Origin of the sequence: Blastococcus sp. URHD0036 (assembly GCF_000701365.1) — a bacterium.
Lineage (GTDB): Bacteria > Actinomycetota > Actinomycetes > Mycobacteriales > Geodermatophilaceae > Trujillonella.
This window is the reverse complement of the sequence record NZ_JNIK01000013.1, coordinates 161,100-178,735: the sequence shown is the minus strand read 5'-3', so window position 1 is coordinate 178,735 and position 17,636 is coordinate 161,100. Positions and strand designations below refer to the sequence as shown.

The window sequence follows — 17,636 nt, the reverse complement described above, 5'->3', positions numbered from 1 at the left end:
GCGCGAAGTCCGCCGGGAGCACGGTCTAAGCTCGCGCCGTGACGATCGCACCGGCGCCGATCGTGAGCCGGCCCAGCCCGGCTCGCGAGGTCGAGAAGGGCTCGCGGCTCTCGAATCTGCTGCGGACCACCGACCACAAGACCATCGGCTTGATGTACCTGGTCACCTCGTTCGTGTTCTTCGCGATCGGCGGCCTGATGGCCATGCTGATGCGCGGAGAGCTCGCGCAGCCGGGCCTGCAGTACCTCTCACCCGAGCAGTACAACCAGCTGGTCACGATGCACGGCACGATCATGCTGCTGATGTTCGCGACGCCGCTGTTCTTCGCGTTCGCGAACCTGATCATGCCGCTGCAGATCGGCGCCCCTGACGTCGCGTTCCCGCGACTGAACGCGCTGTCGTACTGGCTGTTCCTCTTCGGCTCCACCATGGCGGTCTCCGGGTTCCTCACCCCGAGCGGCGCCGCCGACTTCGGCTGGTACGCCTACGCCCCGCTGTCGGACGCCGTGCACTCGCCCGGCGCCGGCGCCACGCTGTGGTTCTCCGGCCTGGCGGTCAGCGGTCTGGGCACGATCCTCGGTGGCGTCAACTTCATCGCCACGATCATCTGCCTGCGCGCCCCCGGCATGACGATGTTCCGGATGCCGATCTTCACCTGGAACACGCTGGTCACCAGCCTGCTGATCCTCTTCGCGTTCCCGATCCTGACCGCGGCGATCATGGGCATGCTGGCCGATCGAAATCTCGGGTCGCTGATCTTCTCCCGCGAGAACGGCGGGGCGATGCTGTGGCAGCACCTGTTCTGGTTCTTCGGGCATCCCGAGGTCTACATCATCGCGCTGCCGTTCTTCGGCATCGTCACCGAGATCATCCCGGTGTTCAGCCGGAAACCGCTGTTCGGCTACAAGGGCATGGTCGGCGCGACGCTGCTGATCGCGATCTTGTCCGTGGCCGTGTGGGCGCACCACATGTACGCCACCGGCGCGGTCCTGCTGCCGTTCTTCGCCTTCACGACCTACCTGATCGCCGTGCCGACCGGCATCAAGTTCTTCAACTGGATCGGCACCATGTGGCGCGGCCAGATGACCTTCGAGACGCCGATGCTGTTCTCGCTGGGCTTCATGGTCACGTTCCTCCTGGGTGGCCTGACCGGTGTGCTGCTGGCCAGCCCGCCGCTGGACTTCCACCTCAACGACAGCTACTTCGTCGTCGCCCACTTCCACTACGTCGTCTTCGGCACCGTGGTGTTCGCCGCCTACGCCGGCGTCTACTTCTGGTTCCCCAAGATGTCGGGCCGGATGATGGACGAGCGGCTGGGCAAGCTGCAGTTCTGGCTGACGTTCATCGGCTTCCACGGCACGTTCCTGGTGCAGCACTGGCTGGGCGGTGAGGGCATGCCGCGCCGGTACGTGAACTACCAGGAGATCGACGGCTTCACGACGCTGAACGTCATCTCGACGGTGTTCTCGTTCGTGCTCGGTGCCTCCCTGATCCCGTTCGTCTACAACGTGGTCAAGTCGTGGAAGCACGGCCAGCTCGCGCTGCGCGACGACCCCTGGGGCCACGGCAACTCGCTGGAGTGGGCGACCTCGTCCCCGCCGCCACGGCACAACTTCACGTCCATCCCGAAGATCCGTTCGGAGCGGCCGGCGTTCGAGGCGCACTACCCGCACCTCATCGAGCGGCTGCACGCGGAGGCGCACGTCGGCAAGCGGCACGAGCCGTACGCCGCGGAGCTCGGCGGCACCGCCGGCCCCCGCCAGGGGCCGAACGACCCCGACCCCACCTGATCGACCGCTGGACCGCCGGAGGCCCGGGACCGTCATGGTCCCGGGCCTCCGGCGCTCTCCGCGCCGGAAGGGCCGGTGAGCGGGCGGTCCCCGGCGGTGCGGCACGATGACCGCGTGTCGCTGGACCCCGCCCCCCGCACCCTCCGTCCGGCTCCCACCTCCCGGCCCAGCGCGGTCCTGACCGTCAGCGGCCCGGACCGTCCGGGCGTCACCGCCCGGCTGTTCACCGCACTCGCGGCCCCCGACGACGGCGTGCCTGCGGTCGAGGTGCTGGACGTCGAGCAGGTGGTGGTGCACGGGCAGCTCGTGCTCGGCGTCGTCGTCGCCCCGGGATCCGACGGGGAGGGCACGACGGCGCTGGTCGCCCGCCTGGCCGAGCTCGCGTCGCGGGTCGCCGCCGACACCGGCATGCAGGTGGCGGTCGAGGCCGCGGCCGACGGCGTCGCGGCAGCCGGCGGGGACCGCCCGCACCACGTGATCCTGCTCGGCCGTCCCGTGCTGCCCGGAGCCGTCGCCGGAGCGGCCCGCGCCATCGCCGGTGCCGGGGCGAACATCGACGCGATCCGACGGCTGTCGGACTACCCCGTGACCAGCTTCGAGCTCACCGTGTCCGGTGCCGAGGCCACCGAACTGCGCACCGTGCTCGCCGCCGTGGCCGCCGAGACGGGCACGGACATCGCGGTCGAGCGGGTGGGCCTCGCCCGCCGCAGCAAGCGGCTGATCGTGCTCGACGTCGACTCCACGCTGGTCCGGGGCGAGGTCATCGACGAGCTCGCCGCCCGTGCCGGGCGCGCCGCGGAGGTCGCGCGCATCACCGCGGCCGCGATGAACGGCGAGCTGGACTTCGCCGAGTCGCTCCGGGCCCGGGTCGGCGCGCTGGCCGGGCTGCCCGTCGAGGTGCTGGACGAGGTGCGGGAGGCCCTGGTGCTCACCCCGGGCGCCCGCACCCTCATCCGCACGCTGCAGCGGCTCGGCTTCCGCTGCGGCATCGTCAGCGGCGGCTTCACGCAGATCACCGACCCGCTCGCCGAGAGCCTCGGCCTGGACTTCGCCGCGGCCAACACCCTCGAGGTGGCCGACGGCCGGCTCACCGGCGGGCTGGTCGGCGAGATCGTCGACCGCGCCGGCAAGGCCCGGGCTCTGGCCCGCTTCGCCGGGCAGTACGGGATCCCGCTGGAGCAGACCGTGGCCGTCGGCGACGGCGCCAACGACCTCGACATGCTCAACGCCGCCGGCCTGGGCATCGCGTTCAACGCCAAGCCCGTCGTCCGCGAGCAGGCGCACACCGCGCTCAACCAGCCCTACCTCGACGCCGTCCTGCAGGTGCTCGGCTTCACGAGGGACGAGGTCCTCGACGCGATGTGATCTGGCTCTTGCGGTGTCTCCCGCGGTTCTGCGGTGTTGCAGCGCCGCAGGAGCGTGAGGAACACCGCAAGAGTGCGGTCACGTCGGGCGGTGGACGGTGCCCTCGAGCTGGACGCCGGCGGTGCGGAGCTGGTCGAGCGCGGCCTCGACGGTCGCCTCGGCGACGCCCGCGGTGAGCGGCAGCAGGACGCGGGTCGAGAACCCCTCCGCGACCGCGTCGAGGGCGGTGGCGCGGACGCAGTGGTCGGTGGCGATGCCGACGACGTCGACGGAGTCCACCGCCCGCGACCGCAGCCACTCGGCCAGCGGGACGCCGTCGGACCGCGCCTCGAAGCCGGAGTAGGCGGCCGCGTACTCGCCCTTGTCGAAGACCGCCTCGATCGGCTCGCGGTCCAGCCGCGGGTGCAGCTCCACCCCGCCGGTGCCGACCACGCAGTGCGCCGGCCAGCTGTCGACGAAGTCGGGGGAGTGCGAGAAGTGGCCGCCCGGGTCGACGTGGTGGTCGCGCGTGGCGACCACGTGAGCGTAGCCGCCGGAGCGGGCGTGCTCACCGATCGCGGCGGCGACGTCCGAACCGCCGGCCACGGCGAGGCTGCCGCCCTCGCAGAAGTCGTTCTGCACGTCGATCACCAGCAGGGCGCGGGTCATGGGGACTCCTCTCAGGCGTGGACGGTCTCGATGGCGCAGTCGCCGCGGGAGAGGGCGAACGCCTCGGGGGGCATCGTCGCCCGGACCCGCCGGTGGTGCTCGCGGGCTTCCGCCAGCGCGTCGACGGGGGAGAGCTCCCGGCACACGCGGCCGTCGCGGACCAGCTCGACCACCAGCTCGCGGTCGCCGTCCTGCGGCTCGATCGGCTGCGCGCACACGATCTCGGTGGTCGCCGTGCCCGACGCGTCGTGCCGGCGGACGGCGTGCTTGCGGCCCCCCACCGAGTTCTTGCCCTCGGACCGCTTGGCGACGGGGACGCCGTCCCGCTCGACCAGCTTGTAGACCATGCCGGCGGTGGGGGCGCCGGAGCCGGTCACCAGGGAGGTACCGACGCCGTAGCCGTCGACCGGGGCGGCCATGAGGCCGGCGATCGCGTACTCGTCGAGGTCGCTCGTCACGATGATCCGGGTGCGGGTGGCGCCCAGGGAGTCCAGCAGCTCGCGGGCGTGGGAGGCCAGCGTCGGCAGGTCACCGGAGTCCAGCCGGATCGCGCCGAGCTCCGGGCCGGCGACCTCGACGGCGGTGCGGATGCCCTGCTCGACGTCGTAGGTGTCCACCAGCAGCGTCGTCCCGGTGCCGAGCGTGGCGACCTGCGCGCGGAAGGCCGAGGCCTCGTCGTCGTGCAGCAGCGTGAAGGCGTGCGCGCTGGTCCCGGTGGTGGGCACCCCGTAGCGCCGTCCCGCCTCGAGGTTCGAGCTGGAGGCGAAGCCGACCAGGGAGGCGGCGCGGGCGGCGGCCACCGCGGCTGCCTCGTGCGTGCGCCGCGAGCCCATCTCGATGCACGGCCGGTCGCACGCGGCGCCGACCATCCGGGCCGCGGCCGACGCGATCGCGCTGTCGTGGTTGAGCACCGACAGCACCAGGGTCTCCAGGAGGACGCCCTCGGCGAAGGAGGCCCGCACGGTCAGCACCGGCGACCCCGGGAAGAAGTACTCGCCCTCGGCGTAGCCGTCGACGTCGCCGCTGAAGCGGAAGTCGGCCAGCCAGTCCAGCAGGCGGGGGTCGGTCACCCCCTGCGCGCGCAGCGTGGCGAGCTCGTCGTCCCCGAAGCGGAAGCCGGGCAGGGCCTCCAGCAGCCGGCCGGTGCCGGCCACGACGCCGTAGCGGCGGCCGTGCGGCAGCCGGCGGGCGAAGACCTCGAAGACGCAGTCGCGGTCGGCGGTGCCGTCGGCCAGCGCGGCGGCGACCATGGTGAGTTCGTACCGGTCGGTGAGCAGGGCCGTTCCCGTCGACATGCGTCCGAGCCTAGGCAGGACGGCGCGCCCCGACCTGCCGAGAGGTGTCGTCCTAAGCTCTACGACGTGGCCGGACCGCTCGCGCCGACACGGTCCCCGGAGACCGTCGTCGAGGAGGAGAACGACCTCGACCGTCCCTGGGTGACCGTCGTCTGGGACGACCCGGTGAACCTCATGACCTACGTGACCTTCGTCTTCCAGGAGCTCTTCGGCTACGACGAGGCGAAGGCGACCGAGCTCATGCTCCAGGTGCACCACGAGGGGAAGGCGATCGTCAGCTCCGGCCCCCGGGAGCGGATGGAGCACGACACCAGCCGGCTGCACGCCTACGGGCTGTGGGCCAGCTACCAGAAGGACTCATGAAGCCGTTCCGCCGGAAGGGCGACGAGTACGTCGCCCGACTCGACCCCGCCGAGGCCGGCATCGTCGGCCTGCTTCTCGACCAGCTCGAGCAGCTGCTCACCGGCGAGGAGGACGACGTCGAGGGCGACGAGGTCGTGGCCCGGCTGCTGCCCGAGGGGCACCGGGGCGACCCGGCTCTGGCGGCGGACTACCGCGAGCTCACCCGGGACAGCCTCGTGGCGGGCAAGGCCGACGACCTGGCGATGGTGCGCGCGACGCTGCCGGCCGAGGGCGGGGCGCTGCGCCTGGACGCCGACCAGGCCACCGCGTGGCTGCGCACCACCAACGACCTGCGGCTGGCCCTGGGCACCCGGCTGGGCATCAGCGCCGACACCGAACCCCCGGAGGAGCTGGCCAGCGAGGCCGACCAGCAGCTGGCGGTCTACTACTGGCTCACCGCCGTGCAGGGGTCGCTGGTCGACGCGCTCGTCGCGGGTCGCGCCGGCCGAAGGTCGTGAGCACCAGCAGCGCGAGCAGCACCGTGAGCGCGAAGAACACGTAGACGAAGCCGTGCAGGTCGACGTCCTGGATCGCGGCGGCGATGGTCGACAGGAGCGTCAGGCCGGCCGCTCCGAGGAGCAGCACGAGGGCCAGGAAGCGCAGCACCACGACGACGATCAGCGACGTGCGGTCGCTCGGGTCGCTGCTCAGCCCGTTGCGGCGGCGCAGGAGCCCGCGGACGCCGAGGACGAGCGCCGGCAGGGCGAGCAGCGCGACCACCGCGGCCAGGAGGAGTTCGACGAGCACGGGACGGAACGGTATCGCCTGGCGCTCGGCGTGACCGGCGCCACGGATGCGGCGTCGCCCACGTCCCCGCCGTCCCCCGGTCGGAGGACGGCGGCAGTGCCCGGATGCCGGGCGCCTAGACTGTCGGGCGTGCTGCGCATCGACCGCGCGACCTACGACGCCATCGTGGCCCACGCCCGGGAGGACCACCCGGACGAGGCCTGTGGCGTCGTCGCCGGTCCCGAGGGCAGCGACCGGCCCGAGCGGTTCATCCCGATGCTCAACGCCGCGCGGTCGCCCACGTTCTACGAGTTCGACTCCGGCGACCTGCTGCGGCTGTACCGGGAGATGGACGACCGGGACGAGGAGCCGGTGGTGATCTACCACTCGCACACCGCCACCGAGGCGTACCCCTCGCGCACGGACATCTCGTACGCGTCGGAGCCCAACGCCCACTACGTGCTGGTCTCCACCCGGCACCACGAGGGGCAGACCGGCCTGGCCGGGGACGACGTCGAGTTCCGCAGCTTCCGGATCGTCGATGGCTCGGTCACCGAGGAGGACGTCGAGGTCGTCGAGTCCTACCTGTTCGGCCACTCGCCGACCACCGTCGTCTACGACTAGGCCGCGCTGTGCCGTGGGGCACGGAATCCCGCACGGCGACCGGGCGTTGCCCGAACTGACGAACCACCCCGCTGTCGTACAGCGGTGCCCGCACCCAGCCCACTCCTGAGGAGAACCGCACGCCATGGCCATCGAGGTCCGTATCCCGACCATCCTGCGCACCCACACCGGTGGGGCGAAGACCGTGGAGGGCAGCGGCGCCACCCTCGGCGCCCTCGTCGACGACCTCGACAGCCAGCACCCCGGCCTCAAGAACCGCCTCGTGACCGAGGAGGGCAAGCTGCACCGCTTCGTGAACGTCTACGTCAACGACGAGGACGTCCGCTTCACCGGCGCGCTCGACACCTCGGTCAAGGACGGCGACTCCGTGACGATCCTCCCCGCGGTCGCCGGCGGCTGCTGAGGCAGCTGCCTCACCTGTCCCTCCTCCCCGGAAGAGCTCTCATGGCCCGCTTCGCCTCCCTCGTCGACTCCCTCGGCGGCACCCCGCTCGTGGGGCTGCCGCGGCTGTCGCCGACCCCCGACGTCCGGCTGTGGGCCAAGCTCGAGGACCACAACCCGACCGGGTCGATCAAGGACCGCGCGGCCATCGCGATGATCGAGGCGGCGGAGAAGGACGGCCGGCTCCAGCCGGGGGCCACGATCCTGGAGCCCACCAGCGGCAACACCGGGATCTCGCTGGCGATGGTCGCCCGTCAGCGCGGCTACAAGCTGATCTGCGTCATGCCCGAGAACACCTCGATCGAGCGGCGCCAGCTGCTGGAGATGTACGGCGCGCAGATCATCGGCTCCCCGGCCGCGGGCGGCTCGAACCAGGCCGTCGCCATGGCCAAGGAGCTCGCCGCCGAGCACGACGACTGGGTGATGCTCTACCAGTACGGCAACCCCGCGAACGCCGAGGCGCACTACACCGGCACCGGTCCCGAGATCCTCGCCGACCTGCCGTCGATCACCCACTTCGTCGCGGGCCTGGGCACCACGGGCACCCTGATGGGCTGCTCCCGCTACTTCCGCGAGCGCAAGCCCGACGTCCAGGTCATCGCCGCCGAACCGCGCTACGGCGAGCTGGTCTACGGCCTGCGCAACATCGACGAGGGTTTCATCCCCGAGCTGTACGACGCCTCGCTGCTGGACTCGCGGTTCAGCGTGGGCCCGGAGGACGCCATCCACCGCACCCGCCAGCTGGTGGAGCGCGAGGGCATCTTCGCGGGCATCTCGACCGGGGCGATCCTGCACGCCGCGCTGGGCATCGCCGACCGGGAGGTCGCCGCCGGCCGTCGGGCCGACATCGTCTTCATCGTCTGCGACGGCGGCTGGAAGTACCTGTCCACCGGCGCCTACGCGGGCACGCTCGACGAGGCGACCGCCGCGCTCGAGGGCCAGCTCTGGGCCTAGCGGTCCGGCGCCCGTCCCGCACGGAGTCCCGCCGCCGGTTAGCCTGACCCGCGCCATGGGGATGCGACGGGAGTACCGGTGAGGCTCACGGTGGTCGGCTGCTCGGGCAGCGGGCCGGGCCCGGCGTCGGCGGCGTCCTGCTACCTCGTCGAGCACGACGGCTTCCGGGTGCTGCTGGACCTGGGGAACGGTGCGTTCGGCCCGCTCCAGGCGGTGGCCGACCCCGACTCGATCGACGCGGTGCTGCTCACCCACCTGCACGCCGACCACTGCCTCGACGTCGCCCCGTTCGTGGTCTGGCACCGCTGGTCGGGCCGCAGCTCGGGGCGGCGGATCCCGCTGATCGCCCCGGCGGGCGCCGAGCGGCGGCTGGCCGTGATCTGCGAGGAGGGCGGCAAGCCGCTCACCGACGTCTTCGACTTCCGGGTCACCCCGGTGACCGCGGAGCTCGGCCCGTTCGCCGTGCAGACGGCGCGGACCGAGCACCCCGTCGAGTGCCACGCCGTCCGGCTCACCGCGCACGGCTCGTCGCTGGTCTACAGCGGTGACACCGGGCCCAGCGACGGGGTGGCACACCTCGCCCGGGGCGCCGACGTGCTCCTGGCCGAGGCCGCGCACCCCGACGTCCCGGACCTGCCGCCGGCGCTGCACCTGACCGGACGGCAGGCCGGCGAGCTCGCGGCCACGGCGCGCGTGGGGCGGCTGCTGGTCACCCACGTCCCCGCCTGGGTGGACCCCGACGCGCAGCTGGCCGGGGCCCGCGCGGTCTTCCCCGCCGCCGAACTCGTCCGCACCGGCGCGAGCTACGAGATCTAGGAGAGGGCGGGCATGGCCGACGACGAGAGGGACGGCGTCCGGCTGACCTCGCTGGACTCCGAGCTCGGGGACGGGCTCGGGGTGACCAAGGGCGACCTCGTCGACCACCTCGACGGGTTCGCCGACCGGCTGGTGCCGCTGCTGGCCGGCCGGCCGCTGTCGGTGATGCGGGTACGTCCCGGCGCGGCACCGTTCATGCAGCGCAACGTGCCCAAGGGCGCGCCGGAGTGGGTCCGCACCGTCGCGACGTGGTCGGCGTCGGTCTCCCGGGAGATCCACCAGGTGCTCTGCGACGACCGCCGGACGCTGCTCTGGCTGGCCAACCAGCGGGCAGTGGAGTTCCACGTGCCGTTCCTGCCGGCCGGGGCGACGCAGCCCACGGGCCTGGTGCTCGACCTCGACCCGCCCGAGGGCGCGGACTTCTCCGTCGTGGTGGCGGCGGCCGACCTCGTCCGGCGGGCACTGGACGGAGCGGGGCTCGCCGGGGCCGTGAAGACCAGCGGCTCCAAGGGCGTGCACGTCGTCGTGCCGATCCGGGACGCCGACCCCGTGGACGCGGCCGCGGCCACCCGTGCGCTGGCCGCGCGGGCGGCGGCGCTGGACCCGGAGGTCGCCACCACCGCCTACATCAAGGAGGACCGGCACGGCCTGGTCTTCGTCGACTCCACCCGGTCGGGGACGGCGACGATCGTCGCGGCCTACAGCCCCCGCGTGCGCCCCGGTCTCCCGGTGTCGGCGCCGGTGGACTGGGCGGAGCTCGCCGCTGCCGACCCGCGCCGGGTCACCGTGCGGACGGCGGGCGAGCTGCTCGGTGCCGGGGACCCCTGGGCGGCGGCACTACCGGAACCGCAGGCGCTCCCCGCTGAGCTGGTCGCGGAGGGGCACACCATCCCCGTGGCCCGGGTGGCGGCGATGCACGAGGGCCGCCGCCGGGCCCGCGCGAAGCGAGCGGCGGAGGAGGGCTCGTGAAGGTCCGCATCGGGATCGGTCTGGGGCCGACGGCGACGGCGGAGGACACGACCGCGCTCGTCGACCGGCTGGAGCAGGCCGGGGTCGACTCGCTGTGGTTCTCCGAGCAGGTCGCCGCACCGCTGGTCGACCCGGTGGTGGGCCTGGCGTACGCGGCGTCGCGGACCCGCCGGCTGAAGCTCGGCACGGGGGTCAGCGTGCTGCCCGGCCGCCATCCGGTGCTGGTCGCCAAGGAGCTCGCGTCGCTGGCCTGGCTGGCGCCACGCCGGATCCTGCCGGTGTTCGGGCTGCAGCCGGCGCGCGAGGCCGAGCGGGCGTACTTCCCGGTGCCGGCCGGCCGGCGTGGCGCGGTGCTCGACGAGTCCCTGACGCTCGTGCGGCGCCTGCTCAGCGAGCCCCGGGTGACGTTCGCCGGGGAGTTCTTCACCGTCGAGGACGCATCCGTCGGGTTCCGGCTCGAGCGTCCGCTGGACCTCTGGCTGGGCGGCTCGGCCCCGGCCGGGCTGCGCCGGGTGGGCCGGCTGGCCGACGGCTGGCTGGGCAGCTTCCTCACCCCGGCGGAGGCCGCGGACGCCGTCGGGACGATCCGATCCGCCGCCGCCGAGGCCGGGCGCACGATCGACGACGACCACTACGGGATGAGCCTGCCGGTCGCGCTCGACGGCGCCGACGAGCGGACCCTCGCCGCCGTGGCCGCGCGCCGCCCCGGTACCGACCCCCGGGCGCTCGTGCCGCACGGGTGGGACGAGCTGCGCCGGGTGGTCTCGGCGCACGTGGACGCCGGGGTGAGCAAGTTCGTCGTCCGCCCGTCCGGGGCGCCCGCCTCGTGGGACCGCTTCGTCGACGAGTTCTGCGCCGAGCTGCTCCCGCTGCAGACCTAGGGGTACGACGGTCCGCGGCACCGTCCACAGGCCGGCCGCCGTCCACAGTCCGCCCGGCGGCGTCCAGCGGGAGGTCGGTCCCGCCGGACAGGCTCCGCCCATGTCCCTCGACCCGCAGATCACCGCCTTCCTCGACCAGGAGGACGCCCACCTCGCCGCCGTCCTCCGCGAGCACCGCTGGGCGGTGCAGTGGGTCGGCCCCGGCGAGGAGTCCGGCCAGCCGCCCTTCGCCTACACGATCGGGCTGTTCGGCCTCGGGCACCCCGAGCTCGTCGTCAGCGGGGTCGGGCCCGCCGTCGCCCGCGGCATGCTGAACTGGGCCGCGGCGCTCGTGATCGCCGGCCGCGACCTCGTCCCCGGCGAGGAGCTGAGCCGGGAGACCGGCGGCCGGCTGGTCGTGGAGGTGTGCCCCAACCCCGGCGAGGTCGTGTTCGGCGCGAACCGCTGGTACCGCCGGCCGGACGAGTTCTCGGTGCCCGCCCACCAGCTGACCTGGCCCGACGCCGAGGGCCGCTTCCCGTGGGACGACGGCTACACCGAGCCCCCCGGCGGCCAGGCCCGGCCGGGGGAGTGGAGTGCCTGACCGCGGCTCAGCCGGCGGGGTCGACGACGTACTGGCCCATCATCCCCTGGTCCTCGTGCCACAGGACGTGGCAGTGGTACATGAACGGCGTCCGGTCGTCGGCCGGCTGGGCGAAGTGCACCAGCAGCTGGAGCGGGGTGCGGGGCGGGACGTAGACGGTGTCCTTCCACCCGGCCAGCTCCGGCGGCGGAGGTGCCCCGCCGACCGACAGCACCCGGAAGCGGACGCCGTGCGGGTGGAAGCTGTGCGGCTGCTCGTGCCCGCTGGTGACCGTCCACACCTCGGTGGCGCCCAGCGGGACACGCAGGTCGATCCGCCCCGGGTCGTGGACCTGCCCGTTGATCCGGCCGGCCGACAGCTGGAACGTCTGCTCCCCGGTCGCGGTGGCCGGGTCGGGGGCCGGGACGTCGGCCGGCGCGGCCGGGAGCTCCGGCGACGGGGCGAGCTCTGCGGCCGCACGCAGCTCGAGCAGCGGCAGCGGCTCCGCGGCACCGTAGGTCTCGGCCAGCTGGGGGAGCAGGCCCAGGTCCGGCGGCAGGGACACCAGGCCGATCCGCTCACCGGGGTCCAGCCCGACCACCACCTCGGCGCGCTCGCCGGGGGAGAGCCGCACCGACCGCACCGGCAGCGGTGCCGCGAGCAGACCGCCGTCGGTGCCGACCAGCGTGAGCTCCCGGCCGTCGGCGGCGGCCAGCGCGTAGACCCGGGCCGGGGAGGCGTTGACCACCCGGAGGCGCACCCGGGTGGAGGTCACCGGGAGGCAGCCGCCGGCCACCCCGTTGACCAGGACCGCGTCGCCCAGCGGCCCGATCGCCGTCCGCGTCTCCTCGTCGATCCGCCCGTCGGTGGTGAACCGGGGGTCGGAGAGCAGCAGTGGGACGTCGTCCACCCCGTACTCGGAGGGGAGCCCGGGTGGCGCGTCGTCGTCGTCCACGAGGAAGACGCCGGCCAGGCCGCGCAGCACCTGACCGGTCGTGGCCCCGTGCGGGTGCGGGTGGTACCAGAGCGTGGCCGCAGGCTGGGCGACCGTCCAGCTGGGCCAGACGGTGCCTCCGGGCGCGACGGGGGCGTGCGGGCCGCCGTCGGCGGCGCCCGGCAGCTCCATGCCGTGCCAGTGCAGCGTGGTCTCCTCCAGCAGCTCGTTGACCACCTCCACCCGCACCGTCTCCCCGCGCCGCGCCCGCAGCGTCGGGCCGAGGTAGGCGCCCTCGTAGCCGCAGGTGGGGGTGTCGGTCCTGGCGCGGAACTGCGCGGTCCCGGCCTGCGCCCGCAGCCGGAAGACCCGGACCCCGTCGGCGTCGACCCTGGAGGGCGCCGCCGGCGGGGCAGCGACGATCGGGGTGCCGTCGTCGGCCAGCGCGGGGGAAGGGCGCCGGGGCGACGACGAAGCGGCGGAGCGGGCGGGGTCGGCGGTGCAGGCGCACAGCAGGGGCAGGGAGAGCGCGGAGAGTGCGCCGCCCAGCAGCGCCCGCCGGCTGAGCACGCCGATCGGGGGCCGCCGGGGGGCGCCGGGGCGACCGGTCCTCCCGGCGGCACCGCGGCTCATGCGACCGTGACGGCCGCGATCATGCCGAGCATGAAGTGCGGCGGGCTGGCCTCGTCGTGGCTGACCGGGCAGATCAGCAGGTAGTCGCCGGCCGGCAGGTCGAGGGTGACCCCGCCGGTCGCGCCCGCGGGGGCGTAGGTCTCGCCCAGCAGCTCGATCTCCGCGAACGAGCCCTCCGGGTCGGCGACGAACTCCTCCGGTGTCAGCGTCTGGCCCTCGGCCACGGCGGCGATGAGCATGACGTGCTCCTCCCCGGCCTCGGTCTCGTTGGGCATCACGAACGTGGTGAGGCCGGCGTCGAGCACGGCAGGGACGCCCTCGAACGTGTAGTCGACGGCGGTGACGGTGACGGCGGTGTGACCGCACTCGTCGGCCACCGTGCTCTCGATGGTGCCGACCGCGTCGGCGGTGCCGGGCTCGTACAGCCCGCTCGAGTCGCCGCCGGCCAGCTGCTGCTGCACGTGGTGCAGCGTCGCGGCGGCGTCGGCGGCGGCGTCCGGGGCGTTCGCGACGATCGCCGCGACCGGGTCGGCCAGAGCCTCGCCGAAGGCGGCGACGTCCTCGGCGCTGGGCTCACCGGTCTCCCCGCCCTCCGGCCGGGGCGTGGCGTCGTAGTCGACGACGCCCTGGCAGAAGGCGTCGGTGTCCGCCGGGGTGACCTCGGCCGTGTCGCCGGCGGCCGACGTCGGGGTGTCGCCGCCGTCGTCGTCGGTGCTGCAGCCGGCGGCCGCCAGCATCGCGGCGAGGCAGCCCGCGGCGAGCAGGCGGGTCGAGGTGGTCGTGCGGGACATGGGAGGTCTCCCCGAGGGTCGGTGGTCGCGTCCACCGGACCCTCGCGCGGCGCGTGACCCGGGCACGAGGGACGGCCGTCCCGATCCGCCGGGAACCGGTCCCGGGACCTCGGCCCGTGCGCGGCGGCGGTCACGGTCAGGCGACGGTCAGCGACGTGATCATGCCGAGCACGAAGTGCGGGGGAGACGTCTCGTCGGCCGAGATCGGGCAGAGGAGCAGGTAGCTGCCCGGCTCGAGGTCGAGGGTGATGCCGCCCTGGGTGTGCGGCGGGGCGAACGCGCCTCCGACGATCTCCAGGCGACCGAAGCTGCCCTCGGGGTCGGCCATGAACTCGACGGGTGTGATCGCCTGCCCGTCGGTCGGCCGGGCCACGAGCATCACGTGCTCCTGGTCGTGGTCGGACATGTTGGCCATGAGGAAGTTCGTCTCGCCGGCGGGGAGGGTGGCCGGCACGCCCTCGAAGTTGTAGTCGACGGCGGACACGGCGACGTTGGTGTACCCGCACTCGTCGGCGACAGCCTGCTCGATCGTGTTCAGGGTCTCGAAGGTCGCGGGATCGGCGAAGACGGAGCCGTCGCCGTCCGTCAGCCGCTGCTGGATCTCGGCGAGGTCGGCCGCGGCGTCGGCGGCCGCGTCCGGCGCGGCGTCGACGATCGTCTGGACCGGCTCGGCCAGCTGCTCGCCGAACGCGGTCGACTCCTCGGCGCTCGGGGTGTCGCTCTCGGGCGAGGGGAGGGCGTCCATGGTGATGACCGCCTGGCAGAAGTCGTCCACGTCGGCCGCGGCGGAACTGCTCGCCGTACCGCTCGACGCCGCCTCGGCGGTGTCGTCGTCGTCGGAGGACCCGCAGCCGGCGAGCAGGAGCACGGTGGCGAGCGAGCCGCCCGCGAGGGCACGGGTGAGGTGGGTGCTGCGGGTCATGGGGATCGGGCCTCTCGAGCGGACGGACGACGACGGATCGATCGTCGGGTCCGACCGGGGCCCTCGGCGGGGGTGCCAGCACCCGGCTCCGCGGCGGTCAACCCCTCGCAGCCGGCGGGGGCAGCCCACACGCACGACGCCCCGCCGGGCCGGGGCCGGGCGGGGCGTCGGGGGCGAGCGGGTCAGAGACCGAGGTCGCGCCGGAGCTTGGCGACGTGGCCGGTGGCCTTGACGTTGTAGGCGGCCTTCTCGATCCGGCCGTCGGCGTCGATGACGAAGGTCGACCGGATCACCCCGACGACCTCCTTGCCGTAGAGCTTCTTCGGCCCGAAGGCGCCGTAGGCCCGCAGCACCGCCTTGTCGACGTCGGAGACGAGCGTGATGCCCAGCTGCTCCTTGTCGCGGAAGCGCAGCAGCTTGGCCGGCGGGTCGGGCGAGATCCCGATGATGTCCAGCCCGGCCTCGGCGAGCTCGCCGGCGGCGGCGGTGAAGTCCACCGCCTGCGTCGTGCAGCCCGGGGTGAGCGCGGCCGGGTAGGCGTAGACGATCACGCGGCGCCCGCGGTGCTCCGACAGCGCGACGGGGTTGCCGTCGGCGTCGGGGAGGGTGAAGTCCGGCGCCGGGTCACCGGGGGAGAGCCGGACGGGGGCGGCGTCCGTGGAGGCGGTGTCGGTCATGCCGCGCATCCTGCCGTGCTCGGCCGACCGGATCCACGCCGGAGGGTGCGGCCGGCCGGTCAGCCCCGGAGGAAGGACAGCCGGACGTGGCGCTGCGGGTTGTCCCCGTTGGGATCGACCAGGCAGATCCGCTGCCAGGTGCCCAGCTGCATGCGGCCCTCCAGCACCGGGACGGTGGCGTGCGGCGGCACGAACGCCGGCAGCACGTGGTCGCGGCCGTGCCCCGGGCTGCCGTGCCGGTGCCGCCAGCGGTCGTCGGGTGGCAGGAGGACGTCGAGCTGGGCCAGCAGGTCGGGGTCGCTGCCGGACCCGGTCTCGATGATCGCGATGCCGGCGGTCGCGTGCGGCACGAACACCTGCAGCAGGCCGTCGGTCTCGGCGGCGACGAACGCGGCGCACTCGTCGGTCAGGTCGACGACGGCGGGCGCACCGCCGGTCCGGACGGCACGGAGCTCGGATCGCATGGCGCCGATCCTGCCGGAGCCCCGGTCCGTCGTCCTCCCGCACCGCAGCGCGTCCTCCCTCACCGCAGACGGTGGGGGAGGACGCGCGGGGATCAGGTCACCTGATCGTCGCCGGAGCGCGGGTCAGCCCGGGTGTGCCCACAGCAGCGCACTACTGTCGACTCACGTGACTCCCGCCCCGCAGACCCCTCGTCCCGACGGCCGCGCGGCCGACCAGCTGCGCCCGGTCACGATCACCCGCAACTGGCTCGACCACGCCGAGGGCTCGGTGCTGGTGGAGTTCGGCCGCACCCGGGTGCTCTGCGCCGCCAGCGTCACCGAGGGCGTGCCCCGCTGGCGCAAGGGCTCCGGCCTGGGCTGGGTGACCGCCGAGTACTCGATGCTGCCGCGCGCCACGCACACCCGCGGCGACCGCGAGTCGGTGAAGGGCCGCATCGGGGGACGGACGCACGAGATCAGCCGGCTGATCGGCCGCTCGCTGCGCGCCTCGATCGACCTGGCCGCGCTCGGCGAGAACAGCATCGCCCTCGACTGCGACGTCCTCCAGGCCGACGGCGGGACCCGGACCGCGGCCATCACCGGCGCCTACGTGGCGCTGGCCGACGCCGTCTCCTGGCTGGGTGAGCGGGGGAAGCTGGGCAAGGCGCAGCCGCTGCCGCGGTCGGTGGCCGCGGTCAGCGTCGGCGTGATCGACGGCGAGCCGCGGCTGGACCTCGCCTACGAGGAGGACGTCCGCGCCGGCACCGACATGAACGTCGTCTGCACCGGCGACGGCGGGTTCGTCGAGGTGCAGGGGACGGCGGAGGGTGCGGTGTTCGACCGGCCGACCCTCGACGCCCTGCTGGACCTCGCCGTCGCCGGTTGCGCCGAATTGACCGCGATCCAGCAGCGGGCCCTGTCGGCATGAGCACCCGGCTGGTCCTCGCGACCCGGAACGCGGGCAAGCTGGCCGAGCTGCAGCGGCTGCTGGCCGGCGCGGTCCCGGGCGTCACCGTCGTCGGCCTGCGCGACGTGCCGGAGTACAAGGAGGCGCCGGAGACCGGTGCGACGTTTGCGGAGAACGCGCTGCTCAAGGCCCGCGAGGCGGTCCGGTACACGGGTCTGCCGGCGGTGGCCGACGACTCGGGGATCACCGTCGACGCGCTCAACGGGATGCCCGGCATCCTGTCGGCGCGCTGGTCGGGCCGGCACGGGGACGACGCCGCCAACACCGCCCTCCTGCTCGCGCAGATCGCCGACGTGCCCGACGAGCGGCGCGGCGCGGGGTTCGTCTGCGCCGCGGCCCTCGTCACCCCCGACGGCGGGGAGTGGGTCCTCGAGCGCGAGTGGCGCGGGCGGGTGGTCCGCGAGCCGCGGGGGACCAACGGCTTCGGCTACGACCCCGTCTTCGTGCCCGACGGGCTGGAGCTCACCTCCGCCGAGCTCGCACCCGGGGAGAAGGACGCGAGGAGCCACCGGGCCCAGGCCTTCGCGGCCCTGGTCCCGGTGGTCGCCGAGGCGCTCGGGGAGCGCTGAACCGCAGCACGAGGACGCCGGGTCAGCCGGCGGCCGGCGCGGAGCCCAGCCAGTCGAAGGGGTCGCCCGCCTCGGGAGCGGCGTGGCGGCCGGTGCGCATCCACGCGGCGCGGAAGTCGGCGGGCGAGGCCCAGCCGGGCTCGTCGGCGGTCTCGGGAGCGCGGTGCCGGCCGGGAGCGTGGGGGAGGACAGCGGTCATGCTCCGGACGTCGGCACGGTCGCCGTCG

22 protein-coding genes are annotated in these 17,636 nt (G+C 74.0%); 13 read left to right on the top strand and 9 right to left on the bottom strand.

What is annotated here, in order from left to right:
• Positions 1-38: 38 nt before the first annotated feature.
• Positions 39-1,790: an aa3-type cytochrome oxidase subunit I gene (gene ctaD / locus N555_RS0110530; protein ID WP_029431449.1), complete on the top strand. Its 1,752-nt coding sequence runs from the start codon at positions 39-41 to the stop codon at positions 1,788-1,790.
• A gap of 114 nt (positions 1,791-1,904) precedes the next feature.
• The gene (gene serB / locus N555_RS0110525) at positions 1,905-3,155 is read left to right on the top strand and encodes a phosphoserine phosphatase SerB (protein WP_029431448.1); all 1,251 of its coding nucleotides are present in this window, start codon (positions 1,905-1,907) and stop codon (positions 3,153-3,155) included.
• A 78-nt stretch (positions 3,156-3,233) separates the two neighbouring features.
• On the opposite strand, the gene N555_RS0110520 is transcribed toward serB, so the two are convergent.
• The gene (locus tag N555_RS0110520) at positions 3,234-3,803 is read right to left on the bottom strand and encodes a nicotinamidase (protein WP_029431447.1); all 570 of its coding nucleotides are present in this window, start codon (positions 3,801-3,803) and stop codon (positions 3,234-3,236) included.
• An 11-nt stretch (positions 3,804-3,814) separates the two neighbouring features.
• Positions 3,815-5,098, bottom strand: a complete 1,284-nt coding sequence (locus N555_RS0110515) for a nicotinate phosphoribosyltransferase (protein WP_029431446.1) — start codon at positions 5,096-5,098, stop codon at positions 3,815-3,817.
• Between the two features lie 66 nt (positions 5,099-5,164).
• Between N555_RS0110515 and clpS the strand changes: the two genes are divergently transcribed.
• Entirely contained in the window at positions 5,165-5,461 is a 297-nt protein-coding gene (clpS, locus tag N555_RS0110510) for an ATP-dependent Clp protease adapter ClpS (RefSeq protein WP_029431445.1), read from the top strand.
• Complete coding sequence (locus N555_RS0110505; protein ID WP_029431444.1) at positions 5,458-5,958, top strand: DUF2017 family protein; 501 nt, start codon at positions 5,458-5,460, stop codon at positions 5,956-5,958. Before clpS ends, N555_RS0110505 begins: the two co-directional genes overlap by 4 nt.
• On the opposite strand, the gene N555_RS0110500 is transcribed toward N555_RS0110505, so the two are convergent.
• Positions 5,894-6,247, bottom strand: coding sequence for a hypothetical protein (locus N555_RS0110500; protein WP_029431443.1), 354 nt, complete (start codon positions 6,245-6,247; stop codon positions 5,894-5,896). The genes N555_RS0110505 and N555_RS0110500 overlap by 65 nt on opposite strands.
• Before the next feature lie 129 nt (positions 6,248-6,376).
• Between N555_RS0110500 and N555_RS0110495 the strand changes: the two genes are divergently transcribed.
• The 7 genes from N555_RS0110495 to N555_RS0110465 all read left to right on the top strand — a co-directional run bounded on the left by N555_RS0110495 (position 6,377) and on the right by N555_RS0110465 (position 11,494).
• Entirely contained in the window at positions 6,377-6,850 is a 474-nt protein-coding gene (locus N555_RS0110495) for a M67 family metallopeptidase (RefSeq protein WP_029431442.1), read from the top strand.
• Positions 6,851-6,974: 124 nt separating this feature from the next.
• On the top strand, positions 6,975-7,253 hold the full coding sequence (locus N555_RS0110490) for a ubiquitin-like small modifier protein 1 (RefSeq protein WP_029431441.1): 279 nt from the start codon (positions 6,975-6,977) through the stop codon (positions 7,251-7,253).
• A 41-nt stretch (positions 7,254-7,294) separates the two neighbouring features.
• A complete protein-coding gene (locus N555_RS0110485; RefSeq protein ID WP_029431440.1) occupies positions 7,295-8,245 on the top strand; it encodes a PLP-dependent cysteine synthase family protein in 951 nt (316 codons plus the stop codon).
• Positions 8,246-8,323: 78 nt separating this feature from the next.
• Complete coding sequence (locus N555_RS0110480; protein ID WP_029431439.1) at positions 8,324-9,061, top strand: MBL fold metallo-hydrolase; 738 nt, start codon at positions 8,324-8,326, stop codon at positions 9,059-9,061.
• 12 nt (positions 9,062-9,073) lie between these two features.
• Positions 9,074-10,030: a DNA polymerase domain-containing protein gene (locus N555_RS0110475; protein ID WP_029431438.1), complete on the top strand. Its 957-nt coding sequence runs from the start codon at positions 9,074-9,076 to the stop codon at positions 10,028-10,030.
• Positions 10,027-10,911: a TIGR03854 family LLM class F420-dependent oxidoreductase gene (locus tag N555_RS0110470; protein ID WP_029431437.1), complete on the top strand. Its 885-nt coding sequence runs from the start codon at positions 10,027-10,029 to the stop codon at positions 10,909-10,911. The genes N555_RS0110475 and N555_RS0110470 overlap by 4 nt, the downstream gene beginning before the upstream one ends.
• A 100-nt stretch (positions 10,912-11,011) precedes the next feature.
• A complete protein-coding gene (locus N555_RS0110465) occupies positions 11,012-11,494 on the top strand; it encodes a DUF4262 domain-containing protein (RefSeq protein ID WP_029431436.1) in 483 nt (160 codons plus the stop codon).
• Positions 11,495-11,501: 7 nt separating this feature from the next.
• On the opposite strand, the gene N555_RS0110460 is transcribed toward N555_RS0110465, so the two are convergent.
• The 5 genes from N555_RS0110460 to N555_RS0110440 all read right to left on the bottom strand — a co-directional run bounded on the left by N555_RS0110460 (position 11,502) and on the right by N555_RS0110440 (position 15,894).
• Entirely contained in the window at positions 11,502-13,040 is a 1,539-nt protein-coding gene (locus N555_RS0110460; protein ID WP_081866128.1) for a multicopper oxidase family protein, read from the bottom strand.
• The gene (locus N555_RS0110455; protein ID WP_029431434.1) at positions 13,037-13,831 is read right to left on the bottom strand and encodes a hypothetical protein; all 795 of its coding nucleotides are present in this window, start codon (positions 13,829-13,831) and stop codon (positions 13,037-13,039) included. Before N555_RS0110455 ends, N555_RS0110460 begins: the two co-directional genes overlap by 4 nt.
• A gap of 136 nt (positions 13,832-13,967) precedes the next feature.
• A complete protein-coding gene (locus tag N555_RS0110450; protein ID WP_029431433.1) occupies positions 13,968-14,753 on the bottom strand; it encodes a hypothetical protein in 786 nt (261 codons plus the stop codon).
• A gap of 182 nt (positions 14,754-14,935) precedes the next feature.
• A complete protein-coding gene (gene bcp / locus N555_RS0110445) occupies positions 14,936-15,430 on the bottom strand; it encodes a thioredoxin-dependent thiol peroxidase (protein WP_029431432.1) in 495 nt (164 codons plus the stop codon).
• Between the two features lie 59 nt (positions 15,431-15,489).
• On the bottom strand, positions 15,490-15,894 hold the full coding sequence (locus tag N555_RS0110440) for a YjbQ family protein (protein ID WP_029431431.1): 405 nt from the start codon (positions 15,892-15,894) through the stop codon (positions 15,490-15,492).
• A gap of 166 nt (positions 15,895-16,060) precedes the next feature.
• On the opposite strand from N555_RS0110440, the gene rph reads away from it, so the two are divergent.
• Positions 16,061-16,801, top strand: coding sequence for a ribonuclease PH (rph, locus tag N555_RS0110435; RefSeq protein ID WP_029431430.1), 741 nt, complete (start codon positions 16,061-16,063; stop codon positions 16,799-16,801).
• Complete coding sequence (gene rdgB, locus N555_RS0110430; protein ID WP_029431429.1) at positions 16,798-17,409, top strand: RdgB/HAM1 family non-canonical purine NTP pyrophosphatase; 612 nt, start codon at positions 16,798-16,800, stop codon at positions 17,407-17,409. Before rph ends, rdgB begins: the two co-directional genes overlap by 4 nt.
• 22 nt (positions 17,410-17,431) lie before the next feature.
• Here the strand turns inward: rdgB and N555_RS27890 are convergent, their stop codons facing one another.
• Complete coding sequence (locus N555_RS27890) at positions 17,432-17,608, bottom strand: hypothetical protein (RefSeq protein WP_156036311.1); 177 nt, start codon at positions 17,606-17,608, stop codon at positions 17,432-17,434.
• Positions 17,609-17,636 lie beyond the last annotated feature (28 nt).